The sequence below is a fragment of the Aliivibrio logei genome (genome assembly GCF_001691055.1).
In the GTDB taxonomy this organism is placed as follows: Bacteria; Pseudomonadota; Gammaproteobacteria; order Enterobacterales; family Vibrionaceae; genus Aliivibrio; species Aliivibrio salmonicida.
This window is the reverse complement of sequence record NZ_MAJU01000006.1, coordinates 1-25,871: the sequence shown is the minus strand read 5'-3', so window position 1 is coordinate 25,871 and position 25,871 is coordinate 1. Positions and strand designations below refer to the sequence as shown.

Here is a 25,871-nt window from a genome sequence, read left to right as displayed (position 1 = left end):
GCACAATCTTTTTGCCTCACAAATCAAATTGGTCTGACCAATTATTTCAAATATGTTTTTATATTGTTAATTAACGGTATATAGCAACTTCGTTCCATGACTCAAATCAACTTTTATCTAGACAGATCGTCTTTTTTTATGATAAATTTCAGCTCAGTTAAAATTGGTATTACCAATTAATTAGAATGACGAATGACTCACGGTAAAGTGAGCGGTAATCAACTTAAATTAGGTTGAGCTACGATGGCATATCAAAGGATCCGTCAGCCAAAATTGTCCGATGCAATCGAACAAGAACTTGAACGGCTGATATTAGAAGGAACCCTTTCTCCGGGACAGAAGTTACCCGCAGAAAGAGAGTTAGCAAAACAATTTGATGTTTCTCGCCCTTCTGTGCGAGAGGCAATACAACGTTTAGAAGCGAAGCATTTATTAACTCGTCGTCAAGGTGGCGGTACGTTTGTTAATAAAGGCTTGTGGCAAAGCTTTTCAGAGCCGTTGCTCGATTTATTGGCAACACACCCTGAAACGCAATTTGACTTACTGGAATCGCGTCACGCGTTAGAAGGTATTTCTGCTTATTACGCGGCTTTACGTGGTAATGAAGAAGATTTCAAACGGATTAAAGAGTCACATGAATTAATCCAACAAGCGCAACAGGATGGTGATTTAAAAGCAGAAGCCTCTGCGGTTATGCACTGTCTTATTACGGTCACTGAATCAGCACATAATGTGGTATTACTTCACATGGTGCGCAGTTTAGAGCCGTTGCTTGAGCAAAACGTATTACAAAACTTTACCTTATTAAATCGTCGCGAAGCGGTGGTTGAAAAGGTGAGAGCACATAGAGCAGAAATGGTAGAAGCGATTGTGTCAGGAAAGCCTGAAGAGGCTCGTTTGGCATCTCATTCTCATCTTGCTTATATTGAAGAAACATTGTTGGAATTGACAAAAGAAGAGAGTCGCCGAGAGTGCTCACTTCGTCGAATTCAACAAAGTAATGACATGAATTAATCTGATTCATTTCATTGTCACCCTATTTGAACCAACAAATAAAAGGATAGCTCGCATGTCTGACATGAAGCATGACGTTGATGCACTAGAAACTCAAGATTGGTTAGAAGCTCTTGAGTCAGTTGTACGTGAAGAGGGTGTTGAACGCGCCCAGTATCTATTAGAGCAAGTTCTTGATAAAGCTCGTTTAGATGGTGTTGATATGGCTACAGGTATCAATACAAACTACATCAATACCATCCCTGTAACGCAAGAACCTGCGTACCCTGGTGATGTTACTCTTGAGCGTCGTATCCGTTCAATTATTCGTTGGAACGCAATCATGATCGTTCTACGTGCTTCTAAGAAAGATTTGGATCTAGGCGGCCACATGGCGTCTTACCAATCTGCAGCAGCATTTTACGAAGTCTGTTTTAACCATTTCTTCCGTGCTCCAAATGAGACGGATGGTGGTGATTTAGTTTATTACCAAGGTCATATCTCTCCAGGTATCTATTCTCGTGCATTCGTTGAAGGTCGTTTAACGGAAGAGCAACTAGATAACTTCCGTCAAGAAGTTGATGGTAAAGGTATTCCTTCTTATCCACACCCTAAACTGATGCCTGAATTCTGGCAGTTCCCTACCGTATCGATGGGTCTTGGTCCTATTTCTGCTATCTATCAAGCGCGCTTCCTTAAGTACCTTGAAGGCCGTGGCATGAAAGAGACTGGCGCTCAGCGTGTATACGCTTTCTTAGGTGATGGTGAGATGGATGAGCCAGAATCACGCGGCGCGATTTCTTTCGCTGCTCGTGAAAAACTGGACAACCTATGTTTCCTAATTAACTGTAACCTACAGCGTCTAGATGGCCCTGTTATGGGTAACGGCAGCATCATCCAAGAACTAGAAGGCCTATTTAAAGGCGCTGGTTGGAATGTTGTTAAAGTTATTTGGGGCAGCAACTGGGATTCACTACTTGCTAAAGACACGACTGGTAAGCTTCTTCAGTTAATGAACGAAACTATCGATGGTGATTACCAAACATTCAAATCTAAAGATGGCGCTTACGTGCGTGAGAACTTCTTTGGTAAATACCCTGAAACAGCAGCGCTTGTTGCTGATATGACTGATGACGAAATCTTCGCTCTTAAGCGTGGTGGTCATGACTCATCTAAACTGTTTGCTGCATTCAACAATGCAAAAGAAACAAACGGTAAGCCAACAGTTATCCTAGCTAAAACCGTTAAAGGTTACGGCATGGGCGATGCAGCTGAAGGTAAGAACATTGCACACGGTGTTAAGAAAATGGACATGACTCATGTTCAACACCTACGTGATCGCTTAGGCCTAGAAGACATTCTTTCAGATGAGAAGATCAAAACGCTTCCTTATCTTACATTGGAAGAAGGTTCTGCTGAGTACAATTACTTACACGCTCGTCGTAATGCACTACACGGTTACACACCTAAGCGTCTACCTAAGTTCACTCAAGAATTTAAAGTCCCTGAACTAGATGCATTCTCTCCTCTATTAGGTGAGCAGAAGCGTGATATTTCTACCACAATGGCTTACGTGCGTATTCTTAATATCTTATTAAAAGATAAGAATATCGGTAAGAACATCGTACCTATCATCTGTGATGAAGCACGTACGTTTGGTATGGAAGGTCTGTTCCGTCAAGTTGGCATCTACAACCCACACGGTCAAGATTATACTCCTGAAGATAAGGGCATTGTTTCTTACTATAAAGAAGCTAAGTCAGGTCAAGTTCTTCAGGAAGGTATCAACGAACTAGGTTCAATGGCGTCTTGGGTTGCTGCTGCAACATCATACAGCACCAACGATCTACCAATGATCCCATTCTACATTTACTACTCAATGTTCGGTTTCCAACGTATTGGTGACATGGCATGGTTAGCGGGTGATCAACAAGCTCGTGGCTTCCTACTAGGTGCTACTGCTGGTCGTACAACGCTAAATGGCGAAGGTCTACAGCACGAAGATGGTCATTCTCACATCATGGCAAACACAGTTCCTAATTGTATTTCTTATGACCCAACGTTTGCTTACGAGTTAGCGGTAATCATGCAAGACGGTATTAGTCGCATGTACGGTGAGAACCAAGAGAACATTTATTACTACCTAACAGTAATGAATGAAAACTATGCAATGCCAGCAATGCCAGAAGGCGCTGAAGAAGGCATCCGTAAAGGTATCTACAAGCTTGAATCTTACACAGGTTCTAAAGCTAAAGTTCAGTTAATGAGCTCAGGTACTATTATGAACGAAGCTCGCAAAGCAGCTCAAATTTTGAGTGAAGAATATGGCGTAGCATCGGACATTTTTGCGGTTACTTCATTCAATGAATTGACTCGTGACGGTCAAGCGGTAGAGCGTGATAACATGCTTCACCCTGAAGCTGAAACTAAAGTACCTTACATTACTCAAGTTCTTGGTAACGAACCTGCAATCGCAGTAACGGATTACATGAAGAACTACGCTGAGCAAGTACGTGCATTCGTTCCTGCTGAGTCTTACAAAGTACTTGGTACTGATGGTTTTGGTCGTTCAGACAGCCGTGAGAACTTACGTCGTCACTTCGAAGTTAATGCAGGCTACGTTGTAGTTGCTGCTCTAGCTGAACTTGTGAAACGTGGTGATATTGATAAATCTGTAGTTGCAGAAGCAATTGCTAAATTCAATATTGATACTGAAAAAACTAACCCGCTATACGCATAAGGTAGAAAACAATGACAATCGAAATTAATGTACCTGACATCGGTGCAGATGAGGTTGAAGTAACTGAGATTCTAGTTAAGGTCGGTGACCGAGTTGAAGAAGAGCAGTCACTGATCACTGTTGAAGGCGACAAAGCTTCAATGGAAGTTCCTGCGTCTCAAGCGGGTATCGTTAAAGAAATTAAAATTTCTGAAGGCGATTCAGTAACCACTGGTTCTCTAATTATGATCTTTGAAGCTGAGGGTGCTGTTGCACCTGTAGCTCCAGTCGTTGAAGCGGCTCCAGTAGCCGCTCCTGCTGCGGCATCTGTTGCTGAGCTTAAAGAAGTTCATGTTCCAGATATCGGCGGTGATGAAGTTGAAGTAACTGAAATCATGGTTTCTGTTGGCGATACAGTAGAAGAAGAGCAATCTCTTTTAACTGTTGAAGGCGACAAAGCTTCAATGGAAGTTCCTGCACCATTCGCTGGTACAGTTAAAGAAATCAAAATCGCTTCTGGTGATTCAGTGTCAACTGGTTCTTTAGTTATGATCTTTGAAGTGGCAGGTTCTGCTCCAGTAGCGGTTCCTCAAGCGGCAGCAGCACCAGTTGCAGCGGCTCCAGCAGCCTCTGCTGAAAAAGAAGTTCACGTTCCAGATATCGGCGGTGATGAAGTTGAAGTAACTGAAATCATGGTTGCTGTTGGCGATACAGTAGAAGAAGAGCAATCTCTAATTACTGTTGAAGGCGATAAAGCATCGATGGAAGTTCCAGCACCTTTTGCTGGTACTATCAAAGAGATTAAGATTGCAGCTGGCGATACAGTATCAACTGGCTCTCTAATCATGACATTTGTTGTTGAAGGCGCAGCACCAGTTGCAGCGCAAGCGACAGCAGCACCAGTTGCACAAGCAGCTCCTGCACCAGTTGCAGCGGCTTCTGCTCCAGCAGCTACGGGTGAATTTGAAGCAAACAACGAGTACGCACATGCGTCTCCAGTTGTTCGTCGTCTTGCTCGTGAGTTTGGTGTAAACCTTGCTAAAGTCAAAGGTACTGGCCGTAAAGACCGTATCCTAAAAGAAGACGTTCAAAGCTTTGTTAAAGATGCGCTTAAGCGTCTTGAATCTGGTGCTGTTGCATCAAGCAAAGGCGGTGACGGTTCAGCTCTTGGTTTACTTCCATGGCCAAAAATTGATTTCAGCAAGTTTGGTGACACAGAAGTTAAGAAACTTTCTAAGATTAAGAAAATTTCTGGTGCTAACCTGCACCGTAACTGGGTAATGATCCCGCACGTTACACAGTGGGATAACGCTGATATCACAGAGCTAGAAGCATTCCGTAAAGAACAGAATGCAATCGAAGCGAAAAATGATACAGGTATGAAGATCACGCCACTTGTGTTCATCATGAAAGCAGTTGCGAAAGCACTTGAAGCATTCCCATCGTTTAACTCTTCTTTATCTGATGATGGCGAAAGCATCATTCTTAAGAAGTACGTAAACGTAGGTATTGCCGTTGATACGCCAAACGGTCTTGTTGTTCCTGTCTTTAAAGACGTGAACAAAAAAGGTATTTACGAGCTATCTGAAGAGCTAATGGCTATTTCTAAGAAAGCACGTGCTGGTAAATTAATGGCTTCTGATATGCAAGGTGGTTGTTTCACAATCTCAAGCCTTGGCGGTATCGGTGGCACAGCATTTACTCCAATCGTAAATGCACCAGAAGTAGGTATCCTTGGGGTATCTAAGTCTGAAATCAAACCAGTATGGAATGGCAAAGAGTTCGCTCCTCGCCTACAGCTTCCTCTGTCTCTGTCTTATGATCACCGAGTGATTGATGGCGCAGAAGGTGCTCGTTTCATTACTTTCCTAAACAGTGCATTATCAGACATTCGTCGCCTAGTACTGTAATTAGCGGTAATTGAAATAAACAATAAGGTGGCAAATAAGCCGCCTTATTGCTTCATAAATTGGAGGGAAATCTTCAGTTTTTTTGAATTAAATTAAATACAATTTACGAATATTATTGTCTCTCTCTTAGAGTTGTCGTAACGTGAATTGTTGTCTAGCTCACAGGCTAACCCAATCTTGCTTTCACACTGTTAACATCTATGTAAAATAAAGTCAGTCTGAAAACAATAATAGAATATCGGTCAGCCTGTTAGGGAAATGACTATAACGAGGTCAAAATGAGCAAAGAAATTAAAGCACAAGTTGTCGTACTTGGTGCCGGCCCTGCTGGTTACTCTGCCGCATTCCGTTGTGCAGATTTAGGTTTAGAAACAGTTATCGTTGAACGTTACAACACGCTTGGTGGTGTATGTTTGAATGTGGGTTGTATCCCATCAAAAGCCTTGCTTCACGTAGCTAAAGTTATCGAAGAAGCAAAAGCGATGGCCGCTCACGGTATCGTATTTGGTGAACCTCAAACAGATATTGATAAGATCCGTCTGTGGAAAGAAAAAGTAGTAACACAACTAACTGGCGGTCTTGGCGGTATGGCTAAGATGCGTAAAGTAACGGTAGTTAATGGCTTTGGTAAATTTACTGGTGCTAATACTATTGAAGTGACTGCTGAAGATGGCAATACAACAATCAATTTTGATAATGCGATTGTTGCTGCTGGTTCTCGTCCAATTAAACTGCCATTCATCCCACATGAAGATCCACGTATTTGGGATTCAACGGATGCACTTGAGCTAAAAGAAGTACCTAAGAAACTGCTTATTATGGGCGGTGGTATTATTGGTCTAGAAATGGGTACAGTTTACCATGCTCTGGGTTCTCAAGTTGATGTTGTTGAGATGTTTGACCAGGTTATTCCTGCGGCAGATAAAGATATAGTTAAAGTGTACACTAAACGTATCAAAGACAAATTCAATCTAATGCTTGAAACGAAAGTGACAGCAGTAGAAGCAAAAGAAGACGGTATTTACGTATCAATGGAAGGCAAAAAAGCACCAGCAGAAGCTGAGCGTTATGATGCTGTTCTTGTTGCTATCGGCCGTGTTCCTAATGGTGCTTTATTAGACGCTGAAAAAGCAGGCGTTGCTGTTGATGAGCGTGGTTTCATCAATGTAGATAAGCAAATGCGTACTAATGTACCTCATATTCATGCTATTGGTGATATCGTAGGTCAACCTATGCTTGCTCACAAAGGCGTGCATGAAGGTCATGTTGCTGCTGAAGTTATTTCTGGTAAGAAGCACTACTTCGATCCTAAAGTAATTCCTTCAATTGCGTACACTGAGCCAGAAGTTGCTTGGGTTGGTAAAACAGAGAAAGAAGCAAAAGCTGAAGGCATCAACTACGAAGCTGCAAGCTTCCCTTGGGCTGCATCAGGTCGTGCAATCGCTTCAGATTGTGCAGATGGTCTTACTAAGCTTCTTTTTGATAAAGATACTAACCGTGTTATTGGTGGTGCTATTGTTGGTACTAACGCTGGTGAGCTTCTTGGTGAAATCGGCCTTGCAATTGAAATGGGTTGTGATGCTGAAGATATCGCATTAACTATCCATGCACACCCAACATTGCATGAATCAATTGGTATGGCTGCTGAAATTTATGAAGGTTCTATTACCGACCTTCCAAATGCAAAAGCAGTTAAGAAGAAAAAATAATTTTCTTTTAAACCAATAGAATTTAAATATAAAAAAACCGCTGACTTATCAGCGGTTTTTTATTATCTATTTCTTTAATTCTGAATATTATTTATAAATACACAGCATATTTAAGAAGCAGTTAGCCGTTTGTTCTAGTTCTTCATAAGAGCTATTACGGTTTGCTTGAATAAATACAGAGTAACAAATCCCATGAAGCATTTTAGCTAAGTTTTCAGGGGTATGATCATTACATACTTCGTTACGCTCAATCCCTTCAGCAAACATATCATGAATAACTTTTTGGTTATTCACTTGAGTGCTTAAGAAAAGAGGCCATACTTCTTCGCGAGTAGAGGTGCTCCATTCAAACCACACTTTAATCCACTTATTATCCACTTGAACTGTCTCTATGATGTTCACGAGTAAAGAGTGAAGATTAGAGCGTACATCTCGGTCTAATGAGATTGAATTTAGAATAAAGTTATGAAATTGTTGTTCAACTCGATTTAATACATCATCAACCAGATCTTCTCGGGTTGGGAAGTAATTAAATACCGTAGCAACAGATACTTGAGCAATTTCTGCTATATCTGCATGACCGCCACGACCAATACCACGTTGAGAAAAAACCTCAATCGCAATATCAAGTAGTTGTTCTTTTCGTTTCTCTGGAGATAGCCTAGTTCTCGGTCTTTTTTGGATCGTTTCCATTTTATTATATCCTTGCCAACAAATTATTATTTTTTATAGGGGTATTATTATTATTATTCTCAATAACTGTACATAAGGCTGTTTATATATTCAACAATTATTACGGGTCTCAATCAAATTTTTGACGGAGTTAAAGATTATTTTGGAAAATTACATACATTTGTCATATCAATTTTAACCTTTCGATAGCTATCGCAAAGCTTATAGAACTATTGAACGGCATATAATCTTAAAAACTTTTTATAATTGGCGGTATGTCGATTCTTATTTTGTTGTAAACTGTGTCTGTCTAAGTCCTGCCGTTGGTGGGTTTAATGAATAAGTGAGATGGTATGAAACATACAGTAGAAGTTATGATCTCTGAACAAGAGGTTAATAAGCGCGTATTAGAGCTAGGAAAGCAAATTTCAGAACACTATAAAGAGTCTGAAGGGCTTGTTATGGTTGGTTTGTTACGTGGTTCATTTGTTTTTATGGCAGATTTAGCTCGTGCGATTGATACTCCAATGACTGTCGATTTTATGACGGCATCAAGCTATGGCAATAGTATGGAAAGCACACGAGATGTACGAATTCTTAAAGATCTTGATGATGATATTAAAGGAAAAGACGTATTATTAGTGGAAGATATTATTGATACTGGTAACACGTTGAGTAAAGTATGTGACATTCTTTCTATTCGTGAGCCGAACTCAATCGCAATTTGTACGTTACTTGATAAACCTTCTCGTCGTGAAGTTGAAGTTAAAGTAGATTGGCTTGGTTTCTCTATTCCTGATGAATTTGTTGTGGGTGTGGGGATTGATTACGCTCAAAAGTACCGTAACTTACCTTATATTGGTAAAGTTGTTCCTCAAGAATAACGTGAATCAAAAATAATAATTAAATAAAAAAGCCAAAGAAAACACTATTTCTTTGGCTTTTTTATTGATACTTCTATTATTTGTGGTGTGTGGATAAAAATAGGGTATTTAAGGAGTTTAACTATATATTTATAGGATAAATGATGTTCTATTTATCTATTTCCATTAATTTATTTTGTTTTTTTTATACTGTTATTCAGTGCTTGATTAATAATTGTTAGTGGTTACAATTTAACCGTAAATAAGTTTTTACAACTCACCCATTTAAAGAATTAATTTTAATTTAGGAGGCTCAATATGTTGGTATTTCATTCATTAAAACAACGTTGTGCTGATTTTATATTGTTTGCATCTGTAAACGATCGAAACTGGTAATTAATTCGTAATCTTTTTATAGGCTGCGATTATTGCGGCTATATAAAAAGGGATCCCATCTCTTCGTATTTTTTAGTCGTAATATATCTGCCTTATTTTGGAGAAATATTATGCGACATTCACTATATTTACATTTAGCTACGTTATTAATTAAAGCTGACTTTGCTCGAGAAGAGAGAGAATGGAAGCGGAAAGTACGTAAAGTTAGATATGAAATTCCATTTGGAAATGAGTATTTACTTAAAGACATCGGTTTACATTTTGATGGTCGTACTATTAATGATTTAGAGATCCCAACAATAAAAGCAGAACGCCAAATGCGTCACCTTCGTCGACTTGTTCGGTTGAAAATTACAACGTAATGATAACCAGAAGGAAATATCCTTCTGGTTTATTTAGTAATAACATAGCGTAAATCTTAAAAAAGAGCAGATTATCTGCTCTTTTTTGATTTATGCTTTATTAATAGGATTTGTTATAACGGCCATAGCGGCTTGGTAAGATATTTCTAAGGATTCTCTGCTGTGTCCTTTGACACCAAGATCATTTAAAACACCATCCCCCATACCATAGACAACACCATGAACATGAACTTCTTGGCCTCGTTCCCATGCATTTTGCATAATGGTAGAATTACCTACATTATAAACTTGTTCCGCTACATTTATTTCACATAATTTATCACCCCATTCTTCACGAGGAAGGAAGCCAAATAAAGTACGATGTTTTAAATATAAGTCTCTGATATGTAGTAGCCAATTATTGATTAAACCTAATTGAGGATTATCAATTGCGGCATTTACACCGCCACAGCCATAGTGGCCGCAAACAATTATATGTTTGACTTTTAATACATCGACCGCATATTGGAGTACAGACAAACAATTTAAATCTGTATGAATAACTTGGTTCGCTACATTACGGTGTACAAAAAGCTCACCTGAATGTAATCCGGTTAGGCGTTCTGCCGGTACTCGACTGTCAGAGCAGCCAATCCATAAATAATCTGGGTTTTGTCCTTCTTCTAATTGAATGAAGAATTCTGGATTTTCAGATTTTATTTTTTTAGACCATTTGCTGTTATTGGCAAAGAGTTCTTTTAATTCTGGCATGGTAAGTCCTTCTATTTATCCTGCTTTACTATACACAAGCTTTTGATTTATCAAATCCGATTTGTTGTAAATATTTCAATAAGAAGATAACAAAATATGAATGCATTAGAAATTACACAATTAACGAAGACGTATGCAGGTGGTGTTCAGGCCTTGAAAGGAGTCTCGTTAAACGTTGAAAAAGGCGATTTTTACGCATTACTTGGTCCAAACGGAGCGGGTAAGTCGACGACGATAGGAGTTATCAGCTCCCTTGTAAATAAAACATCAGGAAAGGTGAGTGTTTTTGGCTACGACATTGACACCCATTTAGTTCAAGCTAAGCAACAAATCGGTTTAGTTCCACAAGAATTTAACTTCAATCCGTTTGAAACCGTGAAACAAATTGTTATGCAACAGGCGGGTTATTATGGGGTGTCACGTGCTTTGGCAGCAGAAAGGGCTGAAATCTATTTATCTAAATTGGATTTATGGGAAAAGAGAAATGAACGTGCTCGCCATCTTTCTGGAGGAATGAAACGTCGCCTGATGATAGCAAGGGCATTAATGCATGAACCTCAGTTATTGATTTTAGATGAGCCTACGGCGGGCGTTGATATCGAATTACGTCGTTCTATGTGGGAGTTTCTAAAAGAAATTAATGAACAAGGAGTGACGATTATTTTAACCACTCACTACCTTGAGGAAGCTGAAATGTTATGTCGAAATATAGGGATCATCAATAAAGGCGAAGTCATTGAAAATACGTCAATGAAAGCATTATTGAATAAATTGCAAGTTGAAACGTTTATTTTAGATTTGGCTGAAGGCAGCCCTGAACCTATTCTGGAAGGGGCGAAGGTAACGAATGGCAAAGAGGGGTCAATTGAAGTTGAGATTGATAAGTCACAAGGTTTAAATTATTTATTTGAACAGTTAAATCACCAAGGAGTTAATGTGCTGTCTATGCGTAACAAGGCAAACCGATTAGAAGAGCTATTTGTTAGTATTGTTCGTAATGGAGATGCTAAGTAATGATGGATTTATATTGGACTGCATTTAAAAGTCTTATTTCGAAAGAGATAAAACGTTTTACTCGTATTTGGGTTCAAACGTTAGTTCCTCCAGCGATTACCATGACACTTTATTTTATTATTTTTGGTAATTTAATCGGCTCCCGTATTGGTGAAATGAGTGGTTTTAGTTACATGGAATACATTGTTCCTGGTTTAATTATGATGTCAGTGATTACTAACTCTTATTCAAATGTGGCTTCTTCATTTTTTAGTGCGAAGTTTCAAAAGAACATTGAAGAGCTTCTCGTTGCGCCTGTGCCTAACTATATCATTATTGCTGGTTTTGTCGGTGGTGGTGTCGTACGCGGGCTTCTCGTGGGTGCATTAGTTACCTTTGTCTCTTTGTTTTTTGTTGATATTCAAATTGCTCATATTGGCGTTATTATTTTAACGGTTCTTATGACGTCGATTGTTTTTTCTCTTGGTGGTCTAATTAATGCTGTTTTTGCGCGAACTTTTGATGACATCAGTATTATTCCAACATTTATTCTAACGCCATTAACGTACTTGGGCGGCGTTTTTTACTCGATTAATTTATTGCCCGAATTCTGGCAAAGCGTATCTAAATTAAACCCAATTGTTTATATGGTAAACGCATTCCGTTATGGTTTTTTGGGAGTGTCAGATGTTGGTATTGGAGTGGCTTTTTCTGTACTGACGGGGCTTATTCTTAGTTTGTACGGTGTGGCTTGGTACTTAATATCAAAAGGTATTGGCTTAAGAAGTTAATTTAAGAGGAGATAAATGAAATAAAAAGGGCAGACGCTATAATCGCATCTGCCCTTTTTTGTGATTTAATAATAAGGAAGGGATTACTTTTCTTCTTCCTCTTCTTCCTCATTTGTGGCAGTTGTTAATTCAACAACGAGATTATCAATTAAACGTACTTGACCAAGAAAAGCGGCCATTAGGATAACGGCTTGTGTTGTCTCTTCTGTAGGCTCTTGCAGTGTTCTTGCATCACGAATAAAAATTTCATCGGGTTGTAAGTCTGCTGCACGCAGTTGATCACTTGCATCTTCAATTAATGATTCATAATCATTACGCCCACGGCGCATTTGACTGCTTATCCAGCGCATAGTACGAGCGAGTACCGGTGAGCGTTGGCGTTCATTCAATGTAAGCAAGTTATTGCGAGAGCTCATTGCTAATCCATCCATTTCTCGAACGGTAGCAACACCAACGACATCAATATCCATGGCCATATCAATAACCATTTGACGAATTAGCGCTAATTGCTGGAAATCTTTTTCACCAAAACAAGCAACGTCAGGTTGAACGATATTAAATAGTTTCGCAACGACCGTCGATACACCTTTAAAGTGCCCAGGTCGAGACGCGCCTTCTAGAATCGTTGAAATTACAGGAACATCGACAACCGTCTGCTTATCTAAACCGTCGGGATACATGACTTCTGGTGTGGGAGTAAAAAGCATATCCACATTTTCAGAGGTTAGCTTTTCAATATCTTCATCCATTGTACGAGGGTAATTTGTTAAATCATCAACATTATTAAACTGCATTGGATTTACAAAAATACTAGCGACAATAATATCAGCATGTTCTCGGGCAGTTCGTACTAAAGTAAGATGGCCTTCATGCAAATTTCCCATCGTAGGAATAAAAGCAATACGCTTTCCTTCTCGTTTCCATGTTTTTATTTGCTCACGCAATGGTAAAATATCGGCAAAAATTTCCATTACGGTTCCTTAGTTAAACGTATGTTCAGCTGCAGGGAATACACCCAGCTCAACATCTTTAATATATTTGGTTACAGCGGTACGCATATCGCCAGTTTCAGCTAAGAAATTCTTAGAAAATTTAGGCATGTAGTTTGCTGAGATACCAAACATGTCATGCATTACTAAAATTTGACCATCAGTCACGTTACCAGCACCAATGCCAATTACGGGAACGGTACAAGCTTTCGTTATACGTTCAGCAAGCGAAGCGGGAACACATTCCAATAAGATAATTTGAGCGCCAGCTTTCTCAAGAGTCAGTGCGTCTTTTACCATTTGATTCGCTTTGGTTTCATCACGACCTTGAATTCTAAATCCACCAAAAATGTTGACAGATTGAGGGGTTAACCCAAGGTGAGCACAAACAGGTACCGCTCTTTCTGCAAGGAGTTTAATGGTTTCCGCTATCCATTCACCACCTTCGATTTTTACCATATTAGCGCCAGCTTGCATTAACTTAGCCGCGTTCTGACAGGCTTGTTCTGGAGTGGCGTAACTCATAAATGGCATATCAGCCATTAATAAGCTGTTTGGGCTACCAGCACGTACACAGCGTGTATGATAAGCGATCTCTTCGGTTGTTACAGGCAATGTATCGCTTTTACCTTGTAATACCATACCTAATGAATCACCGACTAATAAAACAGGCATGTCTTGCTGTTCAAATAGTTGTGCGAAGCTAGCGTCATAAGCTGTGACTGTTGCAAATTTACGACCATCTTGCTTCCATTTCATTAGATCATGAATAGAGATTTTTTTCATAAAACATCCTTACGAGAAGCGATTACTTTTCCCAAACGGCTAGCCCATTCTTATCTACTGTTGCCAATAGTTGAGAAAGGGTTGAGCCATCAGGTAAAATTAAATCGTTATTAATTTCTGCGAGCGGGTAGAGAACAAATTCTCGTTCTTTCATTCCGTAGTGAGGTACGGTTAATCGCTCATTGTCGATCGTTTGATCGCCAAATAAAATAATGTCGAGATCAAGGGTTCTTGGTCCCCAGCGTTCATCTTTTCTTACTCGACCTCTTTCAAGTTCGATTTTCTGGGTAAGATCCAATAATGCTAAGGGAGACAGTGCTGTTTCTATTTCTACTACCGCATTAATATAGTCAGGTTGATCTTGAGGTCCCATAGGTGAGCTGCTATACAGTGATGATACCGCCGTCACTGTTGAGTCTGGTAATTGATGAAGAGCATCAATCGCCGCTTCTGCTTGGGCTACAGGGTCCCCTAGATTACTCCCTATGGCGATAATTACTTTGATCATGAATCGTTATTCGTTCTTTTTTTCTTACGATAAGGGCTACGACGTTTACGTGTACCGGTTGAACGGCCACCATGTAAGCCTTGAATCATGTTATTACGGTGTGGAACTGGTGCGTCCTGGAATTCAGTCCACCATTCAGCGAGTGCTTTTACATCACCACCTTCCACTTTTCCACGCATTTCAAGGAAATCATAAGCAGCACGGAATTTTTGTTGGTCAATAAGAATAAACGCACGTTTACCAGTACGACGAGGTAAACGGAGTTGTAATTGCCAAATATCACGAATAGTCGCGGTTAAGCGACGAGGGACCGCCGTGCTTTTTACTTGAATATCAAGCATGATATTAGACGCTTCCATAATGGATTCGTATTCATCAAGTTTGCTATTTTCGTTTTGAATTTCTTTTGCTTGAGCCGTTAATGGATACCATAACATTGCTGCAAACATGAATGCAGGGTTAACTCGTTGACCGCTATTTATACGGTTGTCTGTTGAATGTAATACAAGTTCGATCATTTGTTCCGTTTGACTGTTGCCTTCTTTTGTTAAAAATGGCGTAAGCGCGGGGAACAACTGTTGAAACAAGTTAAATTTACGCAGCATTAAATAGGTATTTAAGCCTTTTCCTGCTTGAAGCAGTTTAAGTGATTCTTCAAATAAACGAGCGGCAGGGATATCACGTAAAAGTGGGGACAATTCAACCATTGGTTCTGCGGTTTTATTGCAAATTGTCATGTCTAATTTTGCAGCAAAGCGTACCGCACGTAGCATTCGAACAGGATCTTCTCGATAACGAGTTTCAGGATCACCGATAAGACGTACGACACCATTTTTTAAATCTTCAATGCCATTGGCATAATCATGAATTGAGTAATCTGCAATGTTGTAATACATCGCATTAATCGTAAAGTCACGACGTTGGGCATCTTCTTCAACGGTGCCATAGACATTATCACGCAATAACATACCTTCTTTTGATTGAGAAGAGATGTTCTTTTTCTCTGATTCTTCTTCTTTATGGTGACCACGGAAAGTGGCAACCTCAATGACATCTCTGCCAAAAAGAATATGAGCAAGACGGAATCTACGGCCAATCAATCGGCAATTTCTAAATAGTTTTTTGATTTGCTCAGGAGTGGCATTGGTGGCGATATCAAAATCTTTAGGTTCTTGTCCTAGAATTATATCGCGCACACCTCCTCCTACTAGATAGGCGTCGTATCCAGCATTGCTTAGGCGGTAAAGAACTTTGAGTGCATTATCACTTAAGTCTTTACGTGAAATATTATGTTCTTGGCGTGTGATAACGTTCAGTTTCAAATCCTCTGTTGAGCAGATTTCACTGTTGTTTTTGAGTAAATTACGACAAAAACGGGCGACTTGATTAAAGATAATTTACCTCGATATTCAAGTGAGCAGTCAAAAATAGGCGCACATGATAGCTTAAATTGAAGAGCTTGAGAATGGGGTAGTGATCTCGAGCCCAGCAGGGAGCTGTTTTAGTTGCCAATTTTTGATTGCCCATTGAAAAATTTCATTCAATGTGGCTTGTTGTATATCCCTGGGTAAAACAAAACCTAAAAATACTAACGCTGCTAATAGTGTCGGTATTGGGTTGTTATTGTCTATTGCCGGGGCATGATTTTGTTTGGATAATTTTTTCCCTAAATTATCAACGGCCAGAGGTAAATGAAGGTAACTTACTTCTTTTATATTCAGTTGACGGTATAGTGAAATTTGACGTCCTGTTGGCTCTATTAAATCAGCGCCTCGAACCACCTCAGTAATGCCTTGTTCTATATCATCTAAAACAACCGCTAAATTATAAGCAAAAAGGCCATCACGGCGTTTGATTATAAAATCTTCTTTAGCGAGTTGTTGCGGTATATGAATCGTACCATGCTTTATGTCTTCAAATGCTTCTATGGGATGAGTCATAACAAGACGAACGGCAGAGTCTATTTTAGCGCATTGCTTATCCTTGCAATGACCAAGATAAAAACCACCGTCTTCTTTTATTCTTTTTCGAGAACATTGGCAATAGTAAGCTTGATTTTTTAGAAGTAATTCTTCGATTTTATTTTGGTAGATATGATGACGTTGGCTTTGGTAAATTACTTCATTATCCCATTCGAACCCAAAATCTTCGAGGGTTTGTAGAATAAGGGCAGAAGCGCCTTCTACTTCACGAGGGGGATCGAGGTCTTCAATACGAACTAACCATTGGCCCTGTTGGGACTTAGCTTGCAAGTAACTTCCTAATGCAGCGATAAGAGAGCCAAAATGCAATGGGCCAGAAGGTGATGGAGCAAATCGTCCTATGTACTGAGTGTTCATCATATTCTACTATTTAGACGTAAAAAAGGGAGCCAATGCTCCCTTTTTAATTACTTTATAGGTATTAACCTGCCATTTGCTTTTCTTTGATTTCTGCAAGTGTTTTACAGTCAATACAAAGGTCAGCAGTTGGACGTGCTTCTAAGCGACGAATACCAATTTCAACACCACAAGAATCACAGAATCCGAATTCTTCTTCTTCGATTTTGCTTAGTGTTTTTTCAATTTTTTTAATCAGGCGACGCTCGCGATCGCGATTACGTAGCTCTAAACTAAATTCTTCTTCTTGAGCGGCGCGATCTACTGGATCCGGGAAATTCGCTGCTTCATCTTTCATATGATTAACTGTGCGTTCAACTTCTTCCCTTAGTTGATTACGCCAAGCGTCTAGAATTTTAGTAAAATGTTCTACTTGTGCTGGGCCCATGTACTCTTCACCAGCTTTAGGCTGGTAAGGTTCTACACCTGCAATAGCTAGAATACCTAGCGTCTTTTTTGTATTGCTCTGTGGCATTACAGCTTCTCCTAAAAACATCTCTGACTCTCACTAGCCAAATGAGGGCGCTATCTATAACAGAAAGAAAAGGGGCAATCAAATATTGATTTCACCAATTGAGATCTAGTATCAAGAACGTAGCACTTTTCTTCAAAAGAATGTATTTATTGCCATTAAATGCAATTAAATACTAAAAGGTAGCTTGCGTACGATCTTCATCTCTGTTGGTGACATCTCTGCTTGGTAGCAAAGTACAGTGACCCCACTTTCTATCGCTTCTAATAATAAAGAATAATATTGTTGGTCTATATGGTGTGCGATAGAGACTTTTTCAATACCTGAATGCAAAACAGCAAAAAATAAAACGGCTTTTTGTCCATTTTGCGCTATTTCAGTCAGTTCTCTAAGGTGTTTTTGTCCTCTTGTTGTGACTGAGTCAGGAAAATAGCCTTGCCCAGATTCATCCAATAGAGTGACACTCTTCACTTCAATATAGCAGTCAGGCAGCATTTTTTCACTGAGTAAAATATCAATACGGCTATTTTCTGAACCATATTTTACTTCAGTTTTTAACTCTGCGTAATTAACTAACTCATCAATCTCTTTATTGATAATGGCTTCAACAACCAATTGATTTGCTCGGATGGTATTAACGCATATTGTGTGATTCTGTTCTGTGACGCTGAGCTCCCAACTGTTAGGGTATTTGCGCTTTAGGTTACTGGATGTTGAAAAAAACACCGTATTGCCTGGTTCTGCGCAGCCAGTCATCGCTCCAGTGTTCGCACAATGTATTGTTCGTTCACTTTTATCTGGTAACTTTATGTCTGTTAAAAAGCGTTTATAACGTTTTATTAATATTCCAGACTCTAATTTGGCTTCAAATTTCATTTAACTACTGTTTTTTTGTACAATGGTTTAATTCGAGATAATGCCATAAGGCGAGAACATTGTCACAGTTGCCGATTGAAAGAGTGATCCCATCACTGATTGATAAATTACGAACGCATTCACAAGTGATTTTAAAAGCATCGACGGGGGCGGGTAAGTCGACTCATTTACCTCTGATGTTATTAAAAGAGAATGTCATCACGGGTAAAATTATCATGCTAGAACCGAGACGATTGGCCGCGAGAAATATTGCGTCTTATTTAGCGTCTTTGTTAGGTGAGAAGGTGGGAGAGCAAATCGGATTTAGAGTTCGTGGTGAGACGAAAGTAAGTAATAAGACTCGACTTGAAATTGTGACTGAGGGGATTATGACTCGAATGATTCAATCTGACCCTGAATTATCCGGTGTTGGCCTATTAATCTTCGATGAATACCATGAACGTAGTTTACATGCAGACACGGCGCTGGCGTTTGCATTAGAAGTTCAAGAAGCCTTACGAGAGGATCTTAAGCTACTTGTTATGTCTGCAACATTGGAACATGACGCGTTAAAACAACTTTTACCACAAGCCTGTTATTTAGAATCTGATGGGCGAATGTTCCCGGTGACAACGCAATATCAACCTTTAAAAGTAAATCAAAGAATTGTTGAAGCCACTGAGTCTTCTATTCGTAAAATGTTAGATGAAGAAAAGGGATCTATTCTTGTTTTTCTTTCTGGTGCTGGTGAAATTAGACAATTAGAAGATAGGCTTAGAAATGTATCTTCAGATGTGATTGTTGCTCCACTTTATGGTCAGCTAGAACCGAAAAAACAATTGCAAGCTTTGCAGCCTGCAGTGAATGGAAAGAGAAAGGTGGTATTGGCAACAAACATTGCTGAAACAAGTTTAACAATTGAAGGGATTAGAATTGTTATTGATAGTGGTTATGAGCGTACTGCTACGTTTGATGCGAAAACAGGTATTACTAAACTAGAACAAAAACGAATAGCTCAATCTTCTGCGGAACAACGAAAAGGAAGGGCAGGACGCTTAGAAGAAGGGATTTGCCTTCGCTTATACAGTGAATCTCAATACCAACAATTGGCGATATCTCAAACGCCAGAGATTGAGTCTTCGGATTTATCTTCGCTTATCGTTGAGCTAACAAAATGGGGGGTGACAGATCCTCTTGACTTAATGTGGTTAACTCCACCGCCAGATTCAAATATGAATCAAGGAAAGGAATTGTTGTGCTTACTCGGGTTGATTGATCAACAAGGTAAATTGACATTAAAGGGAGAGCAAGCTCAACGACTGGGTATTGAGCCTAGATTAGCGACGGTGTTATTACAAGCGAAGGCTCTGTCTAATGAGCACTTACAGACCGCATTACATATCTTACCGATTATTGAAGAGTCCGCTAAATCAATTAAATCGAATGATCTTTCCCTTCATCTTTCTGTTTTTATAGACGGAAAGTACCCAAAACAACATTACTATCAGCAAAGGGTCTCTCGTTTAGCCAAATTGATGGAAGTGGATATTGATCTACATAACGTCTCCTTAGCGTTAATTGGTGAGACATTAGCGTGTGGTTTTCCTGATCGTATAGCGATAGAAAAGGGAGCCGTTGGTCATTTTCAATTATCTAATGGTCATGGAGTTCAAATTGATGAAATTGAATCTATTGCCCAGAGTGAACATTTGGTGGTGGTGGATTTATTAAAAGGAATGCAGAATCGCAGTCAGGTGTTTTTAGCGGCAAGTTTATCGAGAACATCATTAAATACCGTGTGTGCAAGTTGTATATTTGATGTTGAGCATGTGGATTGGGATGAAAAATCAGGGAGAATGATTGCAGAAAAGCGAACTTATTTAAATAAAATCCTTTTAAGCAAAGAGCGAATGTCTTCCCCTGATAAAAATAAGATAGCACATGCGTTATTATCGATGGTTAAGCGTAAAGGATTAGATTGCTTAGGCTGGAGCTCTACGACGTATTCATTGCTATTACGCTTACGTTGCATGGCACTGTGGATGCCAGAACATCCACTGCCTCCTACGAATGATGACGATTTATTAAGCCGACTTGATGAGTGGTTATTGCCGTTCATGAACGGTGTTAATAACGATAAACATTTGAAGTCGATTAATTTAAAAGATGCGTTAGAAGCCTACGTCGGGTGGGAAAACATTAAGTTGTTAAATGAGTATTTACCTACTCATTATGTCTTACCTACGGGCACTAAAGCAGCAATTGTGTATGATCCACAATATGAGCCTAAAATATCCGTTAGAATGCAAGAAGTGTATGGTGAAGCGGATTCTCCTTTATTAGCTCAAGGTAAAAAACGTTTAGTGATGGAGTTACTGTCTCCTGCTCAACGACCATTACAAACAACGAGTGACTTAGCTGGTTTTTGGGCTGGGTCTTATCGAGATGTTCAAAAAGAGATGAAAGGACGCTACCCAAGACATATTTGGCCTGATGATCCTGCATCCCATGCAGCAACAAAGAAAACAAAACGTCATTTTAATTAATTTTTATTCTCTAATTTAAAAAGAACTCTCATGGTTGAAAAAAAGAAAACACCAGTAAAGGCTGCACCAAAAAAGCCGGTAGCAAAAAAGAAAACGCCAACAAAGCGTAAATCGACGGCAAAAAAGAAAGTACAGAATAAAAATTCGTTTTGGAAAGCTCTATTTATTCTTGGTTTGAAGTTAGGGTTAGTCGTACTCGCTGTTTTAGTTATCGCGGGTATTTATTTAGATACTGTGGTTAAAAATCGATTTGATGGTCAATTATTTAAATTGCCTACGGTTGTTTATAGTCGAGTATTGTCGTTATCTCCTGGGCAAAATATCAGTTTAAAATCCGTTAAAAGTGAATTGGATTTTTTAAAATACCAAAAAGTAGGGCAACCACAGCGACCTGGTGAATATTCATCATCATCAACAAAAATTGAATTGATCCGTCGACCTTTTGAATTCCAACAAGGTCCAGAACCCGATCGTCATGTCATGTTGTATTTCAATTCTGATGGTTTACAAAAAATAGTTAATTTGAGTGTGAAAAAGCAAATGGGCTTTTTACAAATAGAGCCTCAATTTTTAGGTATGCTAGATGCGGATGATGACCAACAACGTTTGTTTTTGCGTAGAGAGCAATTTCCAGAAGTTATGGTCGATGCGTTATTGGCAACAGAAGATCGTGATTTTTATCAACATGATGGCATTTCGCCTTTAGCTATTGCAAGGGCGATGGTGGTAAATATTAAAGCAGGTAGAACAGTACAAGGCGGAAGTACCTTGACTCAACAACTTGCTAAAAACTTATTTTTATCAAGTGAGCGAACATTGTGGCGAAAAGTGAGAGAAGCCTACATCGCACTTATCTTGGATTATCGTTACAGTAAAGACCGTATATTAGAAGCGTATTTAAATGAGGTTTATTTAGGGCAAACAGGAGGCGAAGCGGTTCATGGCTTTGGTTTGGCTGCTCAAGTTTATTTTGGACGTCCAATTGAAGAGTTAAGAATTGATCAACTTGCTATGCTTGTTGGTATGGTGAAAGGACCTTCTTATTATAATCCGATGCGCTTCCCTGAAAGAGTAAAAGAGCGTCGAGATTTGGTATTACGTTTGATGATGCAAGAAGAGATCTTATCACCTCGTCAATATGAAATGGCAGCGACTCGTCCTTTGGATGTAAAAAAGAGAGCGACGATATCTACCCGCCAACCTGCGTACTTTCAGCAACTGAAATGGGAATTGAAAGAAAAAGCAGGGGAGGCGTATCAAAAAGGCGAAGGGCTACGAGTCTTTACTACACTTGACCCATTATCACAGCAAAAAGCAGAACAAGCGGTAGAACGAACGGTTCCTCAGCTAGAGAAGCGAGCAGGTAAGGGATTAGAGGCTGCAATGGTTGTGGTGGATCGTCAAAGTGGTGAAATTAGAGCGATGATTGGTGGTAGTCGAACGGGATTTGATGGATTTAATCGAGCGATTAATGCGAAGCGTCCTATTGGTTCGTTAGTAAAACCGGCTATTTATTTATCTGCCTTAGAAAGTCCTGAGAAGTTTTCATTGGCGAGTACGCTAGATGACAAACCGATCGAATTAAAAGGAAGCAAAGGAACTACGTGGACTCCGAGAAATTTTGATCGCAAATTCAGAGGGGAAGTCCCTCTTTATTATGCATTTTCGCGTTCGTTAAATGTGCCAACGGTCAACCTTGGCTTAATGGTTGGTTTAAATAAAGTAACAGATACCTTGGTTAAGCTTGGTATTGAAGCGAGTGAAATTAATCAGGTTCCTTCAATGTTATTGGGATCATTAAATTTATCTCCTTATCAAGTGGCTCAAATGTATCAAACATTAGGCAACGGTGGGCGAAAGTCACCTTTAACGGCACTTAAAGCCGTTGTGAATAGTGATGGAGAGTTACTTTATGAAAACTTCCCTCGATCTTCTCTGGTTGTCCCAGAACAAGCGGTTTGGTTAACTATCTATGGGATGAAGAAAGTCGTTAGTGAAGGAACGGCAAGATTCTTAAACAGTAAATACAATTGGGCCACTCTAGCGGGTAAAACAGGTACCAGTAATGACTCTAGAGACAGCTGGTATGCAGGGATTGATGGAAGAGAAGTCGCGATCACATGGCTTGGAAGAGATGACAATAAGCCGATGAAGTTGACTGGTTCTAGTGGGGCATTAAGGGTGTACGCAGATTATCTTAGCTTAAGAACGCCAGAAGCTTATCAATTACCTTGGCCTAAAGAAGTGACAACGGCCAGATTTGACTTAGAAAGTAATAAAACATTAGAGCCGGATTGTTCTGGAAGCGTTAAGTTACCTATCTGGGATAAGAGTGGGCAATATAAAGTTGAATGTGAGAAGAAAAACAGTCCTGCTAGATGGTTAACTGATATTTTTGGGTTGTAAGTCTTAGTTAATCGAGATTAATGATGGTTTTCAAGAGATGTGATAATTGCGAATGAAGCCTGTGTTTGATGTTGTATTTTAAGTGCTATGTTTAATGAAACGTTATAAAAACAGGCATTCAGTGTATATTTTCATCAAACGAACTTTTTTTCGCAATTATTAGTTGACCTAGAAGCCAAAAAGCCGTCTAATACATCTCGTTGCCCGGATAGCTCAGTCGGTAGAGCAGAGGATTGAAAATCCTCGTGTCGGTGGTTCGATTCCGCCTCCGGGCACCATATTATATTGTTGGTGTTTAAATTTAATTAAACACGAGCAATTAAAAAATTAGTGTGCCGACTTAGCTCAGTAGGTAGAGCAACTGACTTGTAATCAGTAGGTCACCAGTTCGACTCCGGTAGTCGGCACCATTAATTCTCTTTATGAGACGCAATACCTGTTCCCTTTTAGTTCAGTTGGTAGAACGCCGGACTGTTAATCCGTATGTCGCTGGTTCAAGTCCAGCAAAGGGAGCCACTTTTAAAGCCTCGTCAGAAATGACGAGGCTTTTTTCGTTTCTGTTTTATACATAGAAAGTATCTACCTTTTTAATAAAGTATCCAGATATAAAAATGGCACACCTGCGAGGTATGCCATTTTTTGTTTGAGTCAGTTATATATTATCCTTTAACTCGAAACTTGTTTAACCATGTTTCTAAATCATCAGCTAATTCTGTTAATGTTTGAGTACTTTCTTTGCTGTCTGCGACAACTCTTGCTAGTTGCTGTCCGCTTTCTTCAATAATATTAACGCGTTGAGTTATATCTTCACTAACATGCTTTTGTTCTTCAGAGGCGTTTGCAATTTGATGACTCATACTTGATATAGATTCAAGAGCAGTGACTATTTGCTGTAATGCATCAGAAGCATTTTTAGATTCAGCAACAGTACTTTGACTTGTTTCAGCACAAATTGTCATTGTTGATATGGCATTCTGTGAACCTTCTTGAAGGTTAGAGATCATTTGCTGTATTTCTTTAGTACTGCCTTGTGTTCGTCCTGCAAGATTACGAACTTCGTCAGCAACAACAGCAAAACCACGGCCTTGTTCACCTGCTCGAGCTGCTTCAATTGCGGCATTTAGTGCTAATAGATTGGTTTGTTCCGCGATGTCACCAATGACATCAAGCACTTTAACTATACTATTAACTTCATTATCTAATTCAGCAACGGCGGTACTTGCGGTGTTTAATTGATCTGCTAACCCTTCTATATTAGAAACGGTCGCATTAATTAATTCTTGAGTTCGAAGACTTTGCTTATCAGCTTCATCGGTATTGATTGCGGTTTGTTGTGCTGATTCAGCTACATTGTTTGCAGAAGAGGCCATTTCAGTTATAGCTGTTGCAATCATTTCTGTTGATTGGTGTTGGTTCTCTGTTAGTTGACTAACAGTGCCTGCCCTTGAGTGGACATCCGACAGTTCTGACTTTAATGCCAACATTGATTGAGTTAAGTGTTGAACAAGATCTGCTAAAGAAATATTCATCGTTTGTACTGCTTGATAAATACTGCCTTCAGGTGCTTTTATTTCAAATTGAGTTACGATCTCTCCTGCGGCTACTGTTTGAATAGCGGCATGGACATCTTTAGGTTCACCACCAAGTAAAGCTAGCATACGTTTAATTGAAATCATTAAAATACTAAATATTAAACTAGCAATAATAAAGGCAAGTCCAAACTGCCATTGAGCGGTAGACCAAAAACGAGTATTTACTTCTGTTTCTCCGATCCCTGTACCTACTACCCAATTCCAGTCTGTTGTTTTTTCTGCGATAGATAATTTTTTATCAATGCTGCCATCTGGCATTTTCAAAGACCAGGTATATTCAGCGATTCCATTTGGATTTTGAGAAATGGCATTATCTAAGATTTGACCTACGCTACGACCTTCACTGTCTCTAAATTCATGAAAACTGGTTCCATGGAGTTGAGGATCAAGCGGAGCAGCTAGAAACATTAAATTTTCATCAGCAACGTAAACGTATTCATTATCTTTATAAATATTATTTCGCAGGATAGTAATCGTTAGTTCTTTTGCTTTCTCTTCATCGATCTTACCTTCTCTTACCATATCTTCCATATTGGCAATTAAATTATAAGTTGTTTGAAAAAGCTCAGTAACTCGTGCTTTATTATCAATGGTACTTGCAACTCGCAAGGTCCATAGCCCAGTAGCTGTCATTATAATCAGTGAAAATAAAATAATAGTTGCGAGAACATAAGATTGTGTTTTTAGCTTCATGCTGTTGATCCTAATTTTGATGATTATCCTTAACTTGCTATATCGACCAAAAGAGAAATAAGTTTAAGGAATGAATGGCTTTGGTTTTTCAGTTCAAGCTTATATAACACTTTGTTGGTATCTAATTAGATCTAAATCATAGAAGATGGTCATTACGGTATACTTAGAGAGTTAATTAATAACTATGTGATTTGAGTATTTAATCGATAAAAGTTCATAATCTGAGCATTAAGCTGTATTAATGTGCATCTAAGGTGGATTATTACGCACTTAAATTGAAAATTAATAATAATCACATAAAAGGCTTGCCAATGTGATCGAACTCTCTATAATGCGACCTCACTGACACGGAGAGCCCATCCCATAAGGGATTTGCAATCAGGTTAGTCAGGATGGTTTAGAAATTAAGTTTCAAATAAGTGCTTGACACTGAGGCTTAAATATATAAAATGACCGTCCTCTTCACGGAAAAGCGAAAACGCTTTGAA

20 protein-coding genes and 3 tRNA genes are annotated in these 25,871 nt (G+C 39.2%); 13 read left to right on the top strand and 10 right to left on the bottom strand.

Annotated elements, in window-relative coordinates:
• The first annotated feature begins 243 nt into the window (after window positions 1-243).
• From pdhR to lpdA, 4 genes are all read left to right on the top strand, one after another.
• Entirely contained in the window at window positions 244-1,014 is a 771-nt protein-coding gene (gene pdhR, locus A6E04_RS03295) for a pyruvate dehydrogenase complex transcriptional repressor PdhR (RefSeq protein ID WP_012551082.1), read from the top strand.
• A gap of 55 nt (window positions 1,015-1,069) precedes the next feature.
• Window positions 1,070-3,733, top strand: coding sequence for a pyruvate dehydrogenase (acetyl-transferring), homodimeric type (gene aceE / locus A6E04_RS03290; RefSeq protein ID WP_023604199.1), 2,664 nt, complete (start codon window positions 1,070-1,072; stop codon window positions 3,731-3,733).
• 11 nt (window positions 3,734-3,744) lie between these two features.
• On the top strand, window positions 3,745-5,622 hold the full coding sequence (gene aceF / locus A6E04_RS03285) for a pyruvate dehydrogenase complex dihydrolipoyllysine-residue acetyltransferase (protein ID WP_023604200.1): 1,878 nt from the start codon (window positions 3,745-3,747) through the stop codon (window positions 5,620-5,622).
• 278 nt (window positions 5,623-5,900) lie between these two features.
• A complete protein-coding gene (lpdA, locus tag A6E04_RS03280; protein WP_065609978.1) occupies window positions 5,901-7,331 on the top strand; it encodes a dihydrolipoyl dehydrogenase in 1,431 nt (476 codons plus the stop codon).
• 87 nt (window positions 7,332-7,418) lie between these two features.
• Here the strand turns inward: lpdA and A6E04_RS03275 are convergent, their stop codons facing one another.
• Complete coding sequence (locus A6E04_RS03275) at window positions 7,419-8,024, bottom strand: TetR/AcrR family transcriptional regulator (protein WP_017022656.1); 606 nt, start codon at window positions 8,022-8,024, stop codon at window positions 7,419-7,421.
• A 332-nt stretch (window positions 8,025-8,356) separates the two neighbouring features.
• Between A6E04_RS03275 and hpt the strand changes: the two genes are divergently transcribed.
• Both hpt and A6E04_RS03265 read left to right on the top strand, forming a co-directional pair.
• A complete protein-coding gene (hpt, locus tag A6E04_RS03270) occupies window positions 8,357-8,887 on the top strand; it encodes a hypoxanthine phosphoribosyltransferase (RefSeq protein WP_012551078.1) in 531 nt (176 codons plus the stop codon).
• A gap of 485 nt (window positions 8,888-9,372) precedes the next feature.
• Window positions 9,373-9,624 carry a hypothetical protein gene (locus tag A6E04_RS03265; RefSeq protein WP_012551077.1) on the top strand — a complete coding sequence of 84 codons (252 nt, stop codon included), beginning with the start codon at window positions 9,373-9,375 and terminating at the stop codon, window positions 9,622-9,624.
• Between the two features lie 90 nt (window positions 9,625-9,714).
• On the opposite strand, the gene can is transcribed toward A6E04_RS03265, so the two are convergent.
• A complete protein-coding gene (gene can / locus A6E04_RS03260; RefSeq protein WP_017022657.1) occupies window positions 9,715-10,374 on the bottom strand; it encodes a carbonate dehydratase in 660 nt (219 codons plus the stop codon).
• 96 nt (window positions 10,375-10,470) lie between these two features.
• On the opposite strand from can, the gene A6E04_RS03255 reads away from it, so the two are divergent.
• Window positions 10,471-11,388, top strand: a complete 918-nt coding sequence (locus A6E04_RS03255; protein WP_023604201.1) for an ABC transporter ATP-binding protein — start codon at window positions 10,471-10,473, stop codon at window positions 11,386-11,388.
• On the top strand, window positions 11,388-12,158 hold the full coding sequence (locus A6E04_RS03250) for an ABC transporter permease (protein ID WP_065609976.1): 771 nt from the start codon (window positions 11,388-11,390) through the stop codon (window positions 12,156-12,158). Before A6E04_RS03255 ends, A6E04_RS03250 begins: the two co-directional genes overlap by 1 nt.
• Before the next feature lie 83 nt (window positions 12,159-12,241).
• Here A6E04_RS03250 and panC read toward each other — a convergent pair whose 3' ends face one another.
• The 7 genes from panC to sfsA all read right to left on the bottom strand — a co-directional run bounded on the left by panC (window position 12,242) and on the right by sfsA (window position 18,167).
• The gene (panC, locus tag A6E04_RS03245) at window positions 12,242-13,129 is read right to left on the bottom strand and encodes a pantoate--beta-alanine ligase (RefSeq protein WP_017022659.1); all 888 of its coding nucleotides are present in this window, start codon (window positions 13,127-13,129) and stop codon (window positions 12,242-12,244) included.
• Window positions 13,130-13,138: 9 nt separating this feature from the next.
• Window positions 13,139-13,933 (bottom strand): 3-methyl-2-oxobutanoate hydroxymethyltransferase, encoded by a 795-nt coding sequence (gene panB / locus A6E04_RS03240; RefSeq protein WP_012551071.1) that lies wholly within the window; start codon window positions 13,931-13,933, stop codon window positions 13,139-13,141.
• A gap of 22 nt (window positions 13,934-13,955) precedes the next feature.
• Window positions 13,956-14,441: a 2-amino-4-hydroxy-6-hydroxymethyldihydropteridine diphosphokinase gene (gene folK, locus A6E04_RS03235; protein WP_017022660.1), complete on the bottom strand. Its 486-nt coding sequence runs from the start codon at window positions 14,439-14,441 to the stop codon at window positions 13,956-13,958.
• Complete coding sequence (gene pcnB / locus A6E04_RS03230) at window positions 14,438-15,781, bottom strand: polynucleotide adenylyltransferase PcnB (RefSeq protein ID WP_217491212.1); 1,344 nt, start codon at window positions 15,779-15,781, stop codon at window positions 14,438-14,440. Before pcnB ends, folK begins: the two co-directional genes overlap by 4 nt.
• Before the next feature lie 105 nt (window positions 15,782-15,886).
• Complete coding sequence (gene gluQRS, locus A6E04_RS03225) at window positions 15,887-16,780, bottom strand: tRNA glutamyl-Q(34) synthetase GluQRS (RefSeq protein WP_023604205.1); 894 nt, start codon at window positions 16,778-16,780, stop codon at window positions 15,887-15,889.
• A 64-nt stretch (window positions 16,781-16,844) separates the two neighbouring features.
• On the bottom strand, window positions 16,845-17,294 hold the full coding sequence (gene dksA, locus A6E04_RS03220; RefSeq protein ID WP_023604206.1) for an RNA polymerase-binding protein DksA: 450 nt from the start codon (window positions 17,292-17,294) through the stop codon (window positions 16,845-16,847).
• Window positions 17,295-17,459: 165 nt separating this feature from the next.
• Window positions 17,460-18,167: a DNA/RNA nuclease SfsA gene (gene sfsA / locus A6E04_RS03215; RefSeq protein WP_023604207.1), complete on the bottom strand. Its 708-nt coding sequence runs from the start codon at window positions 18,165-18,167 to the stop codon at window positions 17,460-17,462.
• Between the two features lie 59 nt (window positions 18,168-18,226).
• Here sfsA and hrpB point away from each other — a divergent pair, with 59 nt between their 5' ends.
• The 5 genes from hrpB (at window position 18,227) to A6E04_RS03190 (ending at window position 23,614) form a co-directional block, all read left to right on the top strand.
• Window positions 18,227-20,692, top strand: coding sequence for an ATP-dependent helicase HrpB (hrpB, locus tag A6E04_RS03210; RefSeq protein WP_065609973.1), 2,466 nt, complete (start codon window positions 18,227-18,229; stop codon window positions 20,690-20,692).
• A 30-nt stretch (window positions 20,693-20,722) separates the two neighbouring features.
• A complete protein-coding gene (mrcB, locus tag A6E04_RS03205; protein WP_065609969.1) occupies window positions 20,723-23,098 on the top strand; it encodes a penicillin-binding protein 1B in 2,376 nt (791 codons plus the stop codon).
• 202 nt (window positions 23,099-23,300) lie between these two features.
• Window positions 23,301-23,376: transfer RNA gene (locus A6E04_RS03200), tRNA-Phe, on the top strand.
• A 56-nt stretch (window positions 23,377-23,432) separates the two neighbouring features.
• Window positions 23,433-23,508: transfer RNA gene (locus tag A6E04_RS03195), tRNA-Thr, on the top strand.
• 30 nt (window positions 23,509-23,538) lie between these two features.
• Window positions 23,539-23,614: transfer RNA gene (locus A6E04_RS03190), tRNA-Asn, on the top strand.
• A 143-nt stretch (window positions 23,615-23,757) separates the two neighbouring features.
• Here A6E04_RS03190 and A6E04_RS03185 read toward each other — a convergent pair.
• The gene (locus A6E04_RS03185) at window positions 23,758-25,383 is read right to left on the bottom strand and encodes a methyl-accepting chemotaxis protein (RefSeq protein WP_023604210.1); all 1,626 of its coding nucleotides are present in this window, start codon (window positions 25,381-25,383) and stop codon (window positions 23,758-23,760) included.
• Window positions 25,384-25,871 lie beyond the last annotated feature (488 nt).

Coding starts and splice junctions, on each gene's coding strand:
- can (WP_017022657.1), bottom strand. CDS start 10,374: ATGCCAGAATTAAAAGAACTCTTTGCCAATAACAGCAAATGGTCTAAA.
- panB (WP_012551071.1), bottom strand. CDS start 13,933: ATGAAAAAAATCTCTATTCATGATCTAATGAAATGGAAGCAAGATGGT.
- sfsA (WP_023604207.1), bottom strand. CDS start 18,167: ATGAAATTTGAAGCCAAATTAGAGTCTGGAATATTAATAAAACGTTAT.
- A6E04_RS03255 (WP_023604201.1), top strand. CDS start 10,471: ATGAATGCATTAGAAATTACACAATTAACGAAGACGTATGCAGGTGGT.
- folK (WP_017022660.1), bottom strand. CDS start 14,441: ATGATCAAAGTAATTATCGCCATAGGGAGTAATCTAGGGGACCCTGTA.
- mrcB (WP_065609969.1), top strand. CDS start 20,723: ATGGTTGAAAAAAAGAAAACACCAGTAAAGGCTGCACCAAAAAAGCCG.
- panC (WP_017022659.1), bottom strand. CDS start 13,129: ATGGAAATTTTTGCCGATATTTTACCATTGCGTGAGCAAATAAAAACA.
- dksA (WP_023604206.1), bottom strand. CDS start 17,294: ATGCCACAGAGCAATACAAAAAAGACGCTAGGTATTCTAGCTATTGCA.
- gluQRS (WP_023604205.1), bottom strand. CDS start 16,780: ATGAACACTCAGTACATAGGACGATTTGCTCCATCACCTTCTGGCCCA.
- A6E04_RS03250 (WP_065609976.1), top strand. CDS start 11,388: ATGATGGATTTATATTGGACTGCATTTAAAAGTCTTATTTCGAAAGAG.
- A6E04_RS03275 (WP_017022656.1), bottom strand. CDS start 8,024: ATGGAAACGATCCAAAAAAGACCGAGAACTAGGCTATCTCCAGAGAAA.
- A6E04_RS03265 (WP_012551077.1), top strand. CDS start 9,373: ATGCGACATTCACTATATTTACATTTAGCTACGTTATTAATTAAAGCT.
- aceF (WP_023604200.1), top strand. CDS start 3,745: ATGACAATCGAAATTAATGTACCTGACATCGGTGCAGATGAGGTTGAA.
- pdhR (WP_012551082.1), top strand. CDS start 244: ATGGCATATCAAAGGATCCGTCAGCCAAAATTGTCCGATGCAATCGAA.
- hpt (WP_012551078.1), top strand. CDS start 8,357: ATGAAACATACAGTAGAAGTTATGATCTCTGAACAAGAGGTTAATAAG.
- aceE (WP_023604199.1), top strand. CDS start 1,070: ATGTCTGACATGAAGCATGACGTTGATGCACTAGAAACTCAAGATTGG.
- lpdA (WP_065609978.1), top strand. CDS start 5,901: ATGAGCAAAGAAATTAAAGCACAAGTTGTCGTACTTGGTGCCGGCCCT.
- A6E04_RS03185 (WP_023604210.1), bottom strand. CDS start 25,383: ATGAAGCTAAAAACACAATCTTATGTTCTCGCAACTATTATTTTATTT.